The organism is Streptomyces mesophilus (assembly GCF_011044995.1).
In the GTDB taxonomy this organism is placed as follows: domain Bacteria; phylum Actinomycetota; class Actinomycetes; order Streptomycetales; family Streptomycetaceae; genus Streptomyces; species Streptomyces mesophilus.
Genome location: NZ_JAAKZW010000022.1, coordinates 42826 through 53849, shown reverse-complemented (window position 1 = coordinate 53849; position 11024 = coordinate 42826). Strand labels below are relative to the sequence as shown.

Sequence of the window (11024 nt, the reverse complement as noted above, 5' to 3'; positions counted from 1 at the left end):
GGCAGGGGGCGGCCGGACGGACCGGGTGCGCACGGCCCGGTGCGGGAACGCAGTGAGCGGTCGGCGCGCTCGATTCGGCGAGTTCGTCGAGGAGCCGCACCGCGACGTCGCGCAACCCCGGGGCCGGTGGACCGGACGCCCCCGCGCGTTCCGGCGCCGGATGGCCGCCTGCCGCCAGCCAGCGCGACTCCGCCCACGAGGTGTCGTAACCCTCCAGGGCCAACTGCCGCAGCTCGTGGCCGATCAGGTCCTCCGGCTGGACCCACGTGAGGCGGAGATTCATCGGGCGTCCAGGAGTGCGGCGAAGGCTGCCTCGTGGGTGCGGCGGCGGGAGAGGTCCCGTGCGTAGATCTCGCGGGTCACCTGGGACAGGGCCAGTGCGGGGGACGACAAGTCGATACGGCTGGCCTCCGCGACCTGCTTCGCCCACTCCTCGGGGACCTCCGCACCCAGCGCCCCCGCCATCGCCCCGCTCATCGTGGCGATCGAGTCGCAGTCCCGGCCGTAGTTGACCGCGCCGAGCACCGTGGAGCGGTAGTCGCCGCCGCCGACGAGCAGCATGCCGAGGGCGATGGGGAGTTCCTCGATGGAGTGGAGGCGGGACGGGCGGCGGGCGCCGAGGGACGGGGCGCGGTAGTTGGGGCCCACGGTGTCGAAGGGCTCGACGGCCGCCCGCAGCGGGGCTAGGGCGGGTTCGAAGGAGTCGTACGACGCGGCCGTCGTGCACACCGCCTCGATCGCGGCCCGTGTGCCGTCCTTCGCCAGGGACAGACAGGTTTCCACGACGGAGGCGGGCGTCGCGCCCGGGGTGCAGGCCGCGGCCACGCCCGCCGCGAAGACGCCCGCCGCCTCACGGCCGTACGAGGACTGGTGCGCGCCCGCGATGTCCAGGGCCTCGGCGTAAGCACCGGCCGGATGGCCCGCGTTGACCAGGCCGACCGGCGCCATGTACATCGCCGCGCCGCAGTTGACGATGTTGCCCGCGCCCGCCTCGCGCGGGTCCACATGGCCGTAGTGGAGGCGGGCGACCAGCCACTTCTCCGCGAGGAAGACCCGCTGGAGCAGGATCGCCTCCGTCTCCAGCTCCGGGATCCAGCGCGGCTCGCCGGTCAGTTCGGGGACCAGGTGCTCGGCCACGGCGTACGCGTCGAGGTGGTCCCGTACCTTCTCGTACACCCTGATCAGCGCGTGCGTCAGCAAGGTGTCGTCCGTGATGTGGCCGTCGCCCTTGTGGTACGGGGCGATCGGCCGGGCGGTGCGCCAGTCCTCGAACCAGGGGCCGACGACACCGTGCACCCGGCCGCCGTGGCGCTCCAGGATCTGCTCGGGGCTGTAGCCCTCGACCGGTCCGCCGAGGGCGTCGCCGACCGCGGCGCCGGTCAGGGCACGGCTGATGCGGTCGTCCAGGGGAAGACCGCCTGCGTCAGATGCGCCTTTCCTGTCTGTCATGCGTGAATTGTCCACCCGTGGAGGCCGGTTCCCGGTCTGGTGCGAGGAGTTCGGCGAGTTCCGCCGCGAGTTCCACCAGATCGGTGCCCGCGAGCCGGGGCAGCGCACAGCCCGACAGGGTGCGGCAGGCCGCGCGCCAGGACTCGGGCACGCCCGCGGCCCCTTCGTACGCGCCCGCGAGCGCGCCCGCGAGCGCCGGCGCCGAGTCGGCGACGCGGGAGAGGCAGGCGGCGGCCGGTACCGCGCGTGCGAGGGAGCCGCGCGACGCAGTGGTCAGGGCGAGGGCGACCGGGACGGTTTCGGCGGCCGCGATGCCGTAGCTGTAGACGTGATCGACGATCTGGTGCTCGAGGACCGGCACGAGGGCGAAGGCGTCGGCCGCGTAGACCGGGTCCCGGGCGAGCTTCACGGCATGTTGGGCGTTGCGGCCGATCTCCGTCGCGTCCGGCAGCTGATCGAGCGCCGCGTCCACGGCCGCGTCGATGTCCCAGCCGCCGAGCAGTGCGGCACTCGCCGCGGCCATGGCGCGTGCGCCGTGCACACCGTCGCCGTCCTGGGTGTAGCGGGCGTCGAACTCGGCCAGGTCCGCGGCCTGTTGAGGATCGCCGGGGTGCAGCAGGGCGAGCACGCAGCCGCGTACACAGGCCGCGTCGTCGAAGTAGTGCGGATTGTCGTGGCCGGTCGCGGGCGGCCGCAGACCGCCGGCGAGATTGCCCAGACCCGCGCGTACGGAGATACGGGCCCGCAGCGGCACGACCGCGGACTCGACCTCGGGGGCGCGCTGTTCTGCCTCGGCGATCTGGGCCGCGAGGGTCTGCCAGGTGTGGTCCACGGCGGCTCGTACGCGCAGTGCGGGCACACCCGCGGCGGCCGACTTGAGCAGCGAGACCGCCGTGAACGCCGCCCACTCGGCGTCGTCGGACGGCCCCAGCTGCAGGGGCTCGGGCGGCTGGTTGAGGGCGATGGGCACGGGAAGCGTGGTGGTGGCGTTCTGCTCGGCGAACGTGTCGAGCTCCCGGGTGAGCCGGCGGGTCCACTCGGGCATCCGGGCGGCGCGGTGCCGGGCGGCGGGCCAGCCGGCGGCGTCTCCCGCGGCGATCCCGAGGAGGAGCCCTTCGATACGTGAGTGGCTCGGGGCGGGGTTCGTGTCGTGATGCGGCAGGGCGGCGTCGTCGCGCGTCATGGTGTCGTCTCCTCGTCGTCCGGGGTGAGCAGGTCGGCGACGTCCAGGACGTGATGGCCCGCCATGGAGGGCAGGCAGCTGCCGCGGACCGGGCCGATCGCCTGCGCCCACGGTTCGGGGATGGCCGTCTCGCCCTGCAGCGCCCCGGCGAGGGCGCCGGCGAGCGCGGCCGTCGTATCGGCGTCGCGGCCCATGTTGACCGCCATGAGGACCGATGCGCGGAAGTCGCCGCGCGCGGCGGCGAAGGCGCCGAAGGCCAGGCCCACCGCCTCGGGCGCGAGATCGGTCCACGGGTAGCCGCCGATGACGACCGCGCTGCGGACCGCGCGCTCCCCGGCGGGGGCGGCGATCACCGCGCGGCGCAGGGAACGTGCCGTCCACGAGTCCATGGGGATGACGGAGAGCGCGGCGCCGATCACCGAGGCCGCGCCCGCGCCGCCCATCGCGGCGGCGACTCCGGCGGCGACGGCCTGACCGCCGTAGATGCCCTCGCCGTCGTGGCTCACCGAGCCGTCGATCGCGACGAGGCGGGCGGCCTCGGCGGGGTTGCCCACCGCGTACACCCCGAAGGGCGCGGCCCGCATCGCGAGCCCGTCGCTCCAGGCGTGCCGGTGCTGGGCGGTGACGGGGGCGGCGAGGCCCCGGCGGAGGTTCTCGAGGGTGCCGCGCTCGCTGAACCCGGCCCCCTTGAACGGGCCCTCGTCGAGGTCGGCGATCCACTGGTGCCAGGCGGTCTCGGCCCGCGCGGTGGTGAGTCCCGAGCCGTAGCGGGCGAGCAGCAGGCCGGAGAAGATCGCGTACTCGGTGTCGTCGGTGCCGGCGGGGTCGTCGACGACGAACCCCTCGATACGGCCCCAGCGGGCGCGGATCTCGGAGGGCTTGAGGTTCTCGGCGGGGGCGCCGAGGGCGTCGCCGACGGCGAGGCCGAGGAGGGCGCCTCTTGCGCGGGTGCGCACGGAGGGGCTGTTCGTGGTGGGCGCCGCTGCTTCCGGCGGAACGTATGCAATCGGCTGCTGCATAGGGGATGCGTTCCCCGTCGGGTGCTTTGCGCTGCGTGTGTGGGGGCTTATGTCACCCCTTCGCCCGTGAGGGGCTTTTCTCCCCCACCCCGCCCCTTCCCGAAACCGAGGGCTTCGCCCCCGGACCCCCGCATCCGAACTTCGTTCGGATCTGCTCAAACGCCGCAGGGGCTGAAGGGTGTTAGCCAGGCCTTCCTTGCTGGCAGGAGCCATTTTTCGCGCGTACTTTCGAGGTCGTACGACGAGAAAACAGGGGGCCGGAACATGGCGATCATCGAGACCGAAGCACCACTCCACGAGGCGCACCGCGACAACCACACGCACCGCGATGTGAACGGCGGCTGGCTGCGGCCGGCCGTGTTCGGGGCGATGGACGGACTCGTGTCCAACCTCGCGCTGATGACCGGTGTGGCCGGCGGGTCCGTGTCGCAGCAGACGATCGTGATCACCGGGCTCGCGGGTCTCGCGGCCGGTGCGTTCTCCATGGCCGCCGGCGAGTACACCTCCGTCGCCTCCCAGCGCGAGCTCGTCCAGGCGGAACTCGACGTCGAGCGGCGCGAGTTGCGCAAGCACCCGGAGTGCGAGGAGCGGGAGCTCGCCGAGCTGTACGTCTCGCGCGGTGTCGAGCCCGGGCTCGCCCGCGAGGTGGCGCGGCAGCTGTCGCGCGACCCCGAGCAGGCCCTGGAAATCCACGCGCGCGAGGAACTGGGCATCGACCCGGACGATCTGCCCTCGCCTGCGGTGGCGGCCGTCTCCTCCTTCGGTGCGTTCGCGCTCGGGGCCCTGCTCCCCGTACTGCCGTATCTGCTCGGTGTCTCCACGATGTGGCCGGCCGTGCTGCTCGCGCTTGTCGGGCTTTTCGCCTGCGGGGCCGTGGTGGCGAAGGTGACGGCGCGCAGTTGGTGGTTCAGCGGGCTGCGGCAGCTGGCGCTCGGTGGGGCCGCTGCGGGTGTGACGTACGCCCTCGGCACACTGTTCGGAACGGCCGTAGGATAAGGGCTTGCAGGTCTATGCGGCGGCTGGCATAAGTAGTCGTTACCGAGCGGTTTCGATCCCATGACGGCCGGGCATGAGCCGTAAGCGCCGTGGGCAATGAGGCCCCGGCGTACCCATGGGCAAAGAAGCCCACGCGAAACATGGGCCCCCGGTCATTGATCTGCCCGCGTAGGTCCTGTCCCCGACGGGACGACCGTCACGCGCGGTGTCCGCATGATGGAATGCGCTATCCGATTTTCGAGAAGCGCCTCATCATGTAACCTGCACGAAATTTCGCGCAGTTCTTGAAGCGTGAGGGCCAACGTCGTCCCTCGGCACCTGCACTTTTGCCTCGACGACGACGGGAGAGCCGATGCGTTCCGACGCCTGGTCGCCCATGGACGGTCGCCCCGCCCAGCAGGGGATGTACGACCCCCGTAACGAGCACGACGCCTGCGGTGTCGGGTTCGTGGCCACCCTGACCGGTGTTGCCAGCCACCAGCTGGTGGAGCAGGCGTTGACCGTACTGCGCAACCTCGAACACCGCGGTGCCACCGGCTCCGAGCCCGACTCGGGTGACGGCGCGGGCATCCTGTGCCAGGTCCCCGACGCCTTCCTGCGCGAGGTCACCGCGTTCGAGCTGCCCGAGGCCGGTGCGTACGCCGTGGGCATCGCCTTCCTTCCGGTCGAGGGCGCCGACGAGACCGCCGAGAAGATCGAAGGTATCGCCGCCGAGGAGGGCCTGAACGTCCTCGGCTGGCGCGAGGTGCCGGTCGCGCCCGAGCTGCTCGGCGCTTCCGCCCGCTCGACGATGCCGGTGTTCCGGCAGCTGTTCGTCGCGGACGGCGAGAGCGAGGGCATCGCGCTCGACCGCAAGGCGTTCGCGCTGCGCAAGCGGGCCGAGCGGGAGGCCGCGACGTACTTCCCGTCGTTCTCCGCGCGCACCATCGTCTACAAGGGCATGCTGACCACCGGCCAGCTCGAGCCCTTCTTCCCGGACCTGTCCGACCGCCGTTTCGCCTCGGCGCTCGCGCTCGTCCACTCGCGCTTCTCGACGAACACCTTCCCGAGCTGGCCGCTCGCGCACCCGTACCGCTTCGTCGCGCACAACGGTGAGATCAACACCGTCAAGGGCAACCGGAACTGGATGACGGCGCGCGAGTCCCAGCTGGCTTCCGACCTCTTCGGCAGTGAGCAGTTGCAGCGGATCTTCCCGATCTGTACGCCGGACGCCTCGGACTCCGCGTCCTTCGACGAGGTGCTCGAACTCCTGCACCTGGGCGGCCGTTCGCTGCCCCACTCGGTCCTGATGATGATCCCGGAGGCCTGGGAGAACCATGCCTCCATGGACCCGGCCCGGCGCGCGTTCTACCAGTACCACTCCACGCTGATGGAGCCCTGGGACGGTCCGGCCTGTGTCACCTTCACCGACGGCACCCAGGTCGGCGCGGTCCTGGACCGCAACGGTCTGCGCCCCGGCCGCTACTGGGTCACCGACGAGGGTCTCGTCGTGCTCGGTTCCGAGGTCGGCGTGCTCGACATCGACCCGGCGAAGGTCGTCCGCAAGGGCCGGCTTCAGCCCGGCCGGATGTTCCTCGTCGACACCGCCGAGCACCGCATCATCGAGGACGACGAGATCAAGTCGGCCCTTGCCGCCGAGCACCCGTACGCGGACTGGCTCGAAGCCGGCGAGATCGAGCTCTCGGACCTGCCCGAGCGTGAGCACATCGTGCACACCCACGCCTCGGTCACCCGCCGCCAGCAGACCTTCGGTTACACCGAGGAAGAGCTGCGCATCCTGCTCACGCCGATGGCCAAGTCCGGTGCCGAGCCGATCGGTTCGATGGGCACCGACTCGCCGATCGCGGCGCTGTCCGAGCGTCCGCGGCTGATCTTCGACTACTTCACCCAGCTGTTCGCGCAGGTCACCAACCCGCCCCTTGACGCGATCCGCGAGGAGCTCGTCACCTCGCTGCTCTCCTCGCTCGGCCCGGGCTCCAACCTGCTCGACCCGCAGGCCTCGTCCTGCCGTTCGGTCACGCTGCCCTTCCCGGTGATCGACAACGACGAGCTGGCCAAGCTCATCCACATCAACGCCGACGGCGACATGCCCGGCATGAAGGCCGTGACGCTGTCCGGTCTCTACCGGGTCTCCGGCGGCGGCGAGACCCTCGCCGCCCGGATCGAGGAGATCTGCGCCGAGGCCGACGACGCGATCGAGGGCGGCGCCCGTCTGATCGTGCTCTCGGACCGGCACTCGGACGCCGAGCACGCGCCGATCCCGTCGCTGCTGCTCACCGCGGCCGTGCACCACCACCTCATCCGTACGAAGCAGCGCACCCAGGTGGGTCTGCTCGTCGAGGCCGGCGATGTCCGCGAGGTGCACCACGTCGCGCTGCTCATCGGGTTCGGCGCGGCCGCGGTCAACCCGTACCTGGCGATGGAGTCCGTCGAGGACCTCGTCCGGGCCGGAACGTTCCTGCCCGGCATCGAGGCCGAGCAGGCCATCCGCAACCTGATCTACGCGCTCGGCAAGGGCGTCCTGAAGGTCATGTCCAAGATGGGCATCTCGACCGTCGCCTCCTACCGCGGCGCGCAGGTCTTCGAGGCCGTCGGTCTCGAACAGGCCTTTGTCGACAAGTACTTCAACGGCACCACCTCCAAGATCGGCGGCGTCGGCATCGACGTCATCGCCAAGGAGGTCGCCGCCCGCCACGCCAAGGCCTACCCGGCCTCCGGCGTCCCCTCGGCGCACCGAGCCCTGGAGATCGGCGGCGAGTACCAGTGGCGCCGTGAGGGCGAGCCGCACCTGTTCGACCCGGACACGGTCTTCCGCCTTCAGCACGCCTCGCGCAACCGACGCTACGACATCTTCAAGCAGTACACCTCGCGTGTGGACGAGCAGTCCCAGCGCCTGATGACGCTGCGCGGTCTGTTCGGCTTCAACTCGGGCCGTCCCTCGATCTCCATCGACGAGGTCGAGCCCGTCTCCGAGATCGTCAAGCGGTTCTCGACCGGCGCCATGTCGTACGGCTCCATCTCCAAGGAGGCGCACGAGACCCTCGCCATCGCCATGAACCAGTTGGGCGGCAAGTCCAACACCGGTGAGGGCGGCGAGGATTCGGAGCGTCTGTACGACCCGGCGCGGCGGTCGAGCATCAAGCAGGTCGCCTCGGGCCGCTTCGGTGTGACTTCGGAGTACCTGGTCAACGCCGACGACATCCAGATCAAGATGGCCCAGGGCGCCAAGCCCGGCGAGGGCGGCCAGCTGCCAGGACCGAAGGTCTACCCGTGGGTCGCCAAGACCCGTCACTCGACGCCTGGTGTGGGGCTCATCTCGCCGCCGCCGCACCACGACATCTACTCCATCGAGGACCTGGCTCAGCTGATCCACGACCTCAAGAACGCCAACCCGTCGGCCCGCATCCACGTGAAGCTGGTCTCCGAGGTCGGCGTCGGCACGGTCGCCGCGGGTGTCTCCAAGGCGCACGCGGACGTGGTCCTGATCTCCGGCCACGACGGCGGTACGGGTGCTTCGCCGCTGACCTCGCTCAAGCACGCGGGCGGTCCCTGGGAGCTCGGTCTCGCCGAGACCCAGCAGACGCTGCTGCTCAACGGCCTGCGCGACCGCATCGTCGTGCAGACCGACGGTCAGCTGAAGACCGGCCGTGACGTGGTCATCGCCGCGCTGCTCGGCGCCGAGGAGTTCGGTTTCGCGACCGCGCCGCTCGTCGTCTCCGGCTGCGTCATGATGCGTGTCTGCCACCTGGACACCTGCCCGGTCGGTATCGCCACGCAGAACCCGGTCCTGCGCGAGCGCTTCACCGGCAAGGCCGAGTACATCGTCAACTTCTTCGAGTTCATCGCCGAAGAGGTCCGCGAGATCCTCGCCGAGCTCGGCTTCCGTACGATCGAGGAGGCCGTCGGCCACGCCGAACTCCTCGACACCGAGCGGGCCGTGCAGCACTGGAAGGCGCAGGGCCTGGATCTGGAGCCGCTGTTCCACGTGCCGGACCTGCCCGAGGGCGCCGTCCGTCACCAGCTGATCTCCCAGGACCACGGTCTGGAGAAGGCGCTCGACAACGAGCTGATCAAGCTCGCCGCCGACGCCCTCGCCGTGGACTCCGTCGAGGCCGCCCAGCCGGTCCGGGCCCAGGTCGCGATCCGCAACATCAACCGGACCGTCGGCACGATGCTCGGCCACGAGGTCACCAAGCGCTTCGGCGGCGCCGGTCTGCCGGACGACACGATCGACATCACCTTCACGGGCTCCGCCGGTCAGTCCTTCGGTGCCTTCGTTCCGCGCGGTGTGACGCTGCGCCTCGAGGGCGACGCCAACGACTATGTGGGCAAGGGCCTTTCGGGCGGCCGCGTCATCGTCCGCCCGGACCGCGCGGCCGACCATCTCGCCGAGTACTCGACGATCGCCGGCAACACCATCGCGTACGGCGCGACGGGCGGTGAGATCTTCCTGCGCGGTCGTACGGGAGAGCGCTTCTGCGTCCGTAACTCCGGTGCGCTCGTCGTCTCCGAGGGTGTCGGTGACCACGGGTGTGAGTACATGACCGGTGGCCAGGCGGTCGTCCTCGGCGAGACGGGACGCAACTTCGCGGCCGGTATGTCCGGCGGCACCGCGTACGTCATCGACCTGGACCGCGACAACGTCAACGCCGGGAACCTGGCGGCGGTCGAGGAGCCGTCCGACGCCGACAAGCAGTGGCTGCACGACGTCGTGCGCCGCCACGCCGAGGAGACCGGATCCACCGTCGCCGAGAAGCTGCTCGTCGACTGGGACGCTTCGGCCCAGCGCTTCACCAAGATCATTCCGCAGACGTACAAGGCAGTGCTCGCCGCCAAGGACGCCGCCGAGCGAGCCGGACTCTCCGAGTCCGAGATCACCGAGAAGATGATGGAGGCGGCGACCAATGGCTGATCCGAAGGGCTTTCTCAAGCACGGCCGCGAGGTCGCCTGTTCCCGTCCGGTCGAGGAGCGCGTTCAGGACTGGAAGGAGGTCTACGTCCCCGGATCCCTGCTTCCGATCATCTCGACGCAGGCCTCGCGCTGCATGGACTGCGGCATCCCGTTCTGCCACAACGGCTGCCCGCTCGGGAACCTGATCCCGGAGTGGAACGACTACGCGTACCGCGAGGACTGGGCCGCCGCTTCCGAGCGTCTCCACGCGACGAACAACTTCCCCGAGTTCACCGGTCGCCTGTGCCCGGCTCCCTGCGAGTCGGCCTGCGTCCTCGGTATCTCGCAGCCGGCCGTCACCATCAAGAACGTCGAAGTCTCGATCATCGACAAGGCCTGGGACGCCAACGACGTCAAGCCGCAGGCGCCCGAGCGCCTGTCCGGCAAGACCGTCGCGGTGGTCGGCTCGGGTCCCGCGGGTCTCGCGGCCGCGCAGCAGCTGACGCGGGCCGGTCACACGGTCGCCGTGTTCGAGCGTGCGGACCGTATCGGTGGTCTGCTCCGGTACGGCATCCCCGAGTTCAAGATGGAGAAGGTGCACATCAACCGGCGCATCGAGCAGATGCGCGCGGAGGGCACCCGCTTCCGTACGGGCGTCGAGATCGGCCGTGACCTCAAGTCGACGGACCTGCGCAAGCGGTACGACGCCGTGGTCATCGCCGCCGGCGCCACCACCGCCCGTGATCTCCCCGTCCCCGGACGGGAGTTGAAGGGCATCCACCAGGCGATGGAGTACCTGCCGCTCGCCAACAAGGTGGTCGAGGGCGACTTCGTGGCCCCGCCGATCACGGCCGAGGGCAAGCACGTCGTGGTCATCGGCGGCGGTGACACGGGCGCCGACTGCGTGGGCACCGCCCACCGTCAGGGTGCCGCGTCCGTCACCCAGCTGGAGATCATGCCCAAGCCGGGCGAGGAGCGTGCTTCCGGTCAGCCGTGGCCGACGTTCCCGATGCTGTACAAGGTGACCTCCGCGCACGAGGAGGGCGGCGAGCGGGTCTACTCCGTGTCGACCACGCACTTCGCGGGCGACGAGGACGGCAACGTCCAGGAACTGCACCTCATCGAGGTCGAGTTCATCGACGGCAAGCTGACCCAGAAGCCGGGCACCGAGCGGGTCATCCCGGCGCAGCTCGTGACGCTCGCCATGGGCTTCACCGGTACGGATGTCGAGAACGGGCTGGTCTCCCAGTTCGACCTCGAGCTCGACGCGCGCGGCAACATCGCCCGCAACGACGACTACGAGACCAACGTCCCCGGTGTGTTCGTCGCCGGTGACGCGGGCCGTGGTCAGTCGCTGATCGTCTGGGCGATCGCCGAGGGCCGCTCGGCGGCGCGCGGTGTGGACCGCTTCCTGACGGGTGCGTCGGAGCTGCCGGCCCCGATCCGCCCGACGGACCGGTCGCTGACGGTCTGACCCACGGGCCCG

The 11024-nt window shown here is 70.6% G+C and carries 6 protein-coding genes and 1 pseudogene; 3 read left to right on the top strand and 4 right to left on the bottom strand.

From position 1 onward, the window contains the following. The 4 genes and pseudogenes from G6045_RS09450 to G6045_RS09435 all read right to left on the bottom strand — a co-directional run. A pseudogene (locus G6045_RS09450) lies at positions 1-283 on the bottom strand (ADP-ribosylglycohydrolase family protein); the annotation flags it as partial. Continuing rightward, positions 280-1449, bottom strand: a complete 1170-nt coding sequence (locus G6045_RS09445; RefSeq protein ID WP_165331405.1) for an ADP-ribosylglycohydrolase family protein — start codon at positions 1447-1449, stop codon at positions 280-282. The pseudogene G6045_RS09450 and the gene G6045_RS09445, both read right to left, overlap by 4 nt. Further along, positions 1424-2632 (bottom strand): ADP-ribosylglycohydrolase family protein, encoded by a 1209-nt coding sequence (locus tag G6045_RS09440; protein WP_165331404.1) that lies wholly within the window; start codon positions 2630-2632, stop codon positions 1424-1426. Before G6045_RS09440 ends, G6045_RS09445 begins: the two co-directional genes overlap by 26 nt. Further along, a complete protein-coding gene (locus G6045_RS09435) occupies positions 2629-3651 on the bottom strand; it encodes an ADP-ribosylglycohydrolase family protein (RefSeq protein WP_165331403.1) in 1023 nt (340 codons plus the stop codon). Before G6045_RS09435 ends, G6045_RS09440 begins: the two co-directional genes overlap by 4 nt. 264 nt (positions 3652-3915) lie before the next feature. On the opposite strand from G6045_RS09435, the gene G6045_RS09430 reads away from it, so the two are divergent. The 3 genes from G6045_RS09430 to G6045_RS09420 all read left to right on the top strand — a co-directional run bounded on the left by G6045_RS09430 (position 3916) and on the right by G6045_RS09420 (position 11012). Continuing rightward, a complete protein-coding gene (locus G6045_RS09430) occupies positions 3916-4647 on the top strand; it encodes a VIT1/CCC1 transporter family protein (protein WP_165331402.1) in 732 nt (243 codons plus the stop codon). A 352-nt stretch (positions 4648-4999) separates the two neighbouring features. Beyond that, positions 5000-9559 (top strand): glutamate synthase large subunit, encoded by a 4560-nt coding sequence (gene gltB / locus G6045_RS09425; protein ID WP_165331401.1) that lies wholly within the window; start codon positions 5000-5002, stop codon positions 9557-9559. Next, positions 9552-11012, top strand: coding sequence for a glutamate synthase subunit beta (locus G6045_RS09420; RefSeq protein WP_165331400.1), 1461 nt, complete (start codon positions 9552-9554; stop codon positions 11010-11012). The genes gltB and G6045_RS09420 overlap by 8 nt, the downstream gene beginning before the upstream one ends. Positions 11013-11024: the final 12 nt, after the last annotated feature.

What these genes read in the sequence shown, in the direction of transcription:
- G6045_RS09440 (WP_165331404.1), bottom strand. Translation starts at nt 2,632, where the DNA reads ATGACGCGCGACGACGCCGCCCTGCCGCATCACGACACGAACCCCGCC.
- G6045_RS09420 (WP_165331400.1), top strand. Translation starts at nt 9,552, where the DNA reads ATGGCTGATCCGAAGGGCTTTCTCAAGCACGGCCGCGAGGTCGCCTGT.
- G6045_RS09445 (WP_165331405.1), bottom strand. Translation starts at nt 1,449, where the DNA reads ATGACAGACAGGAAAGGCGCATCTGACGCAGGCGGTCTTCCCCTGGAC.
- G6045_RS09430 (WP_165331402.1), top strand. Translation starts at nt 3,916, where the DNA reads ATGGCGATCATCGAGACCGAAGCACCACTCCACGAGGCGCACCGCGAC.
- gltB (WP_165331401.1), top strand. Translation starts at nt 5,000, where the DNA reads ATGCGTTCCGACGCCTGGTCGCCCATGGACGGTCGCCCCGCCCAGCAG.
- G6045_RS09435 (WP_165331403.1), bottom strand. Translation starts at nt 3,651, where the DNA reads ATGCAGCAGCCGATTGCATACGTTCCGCCGGAAGCAGCGGCGCCCACC.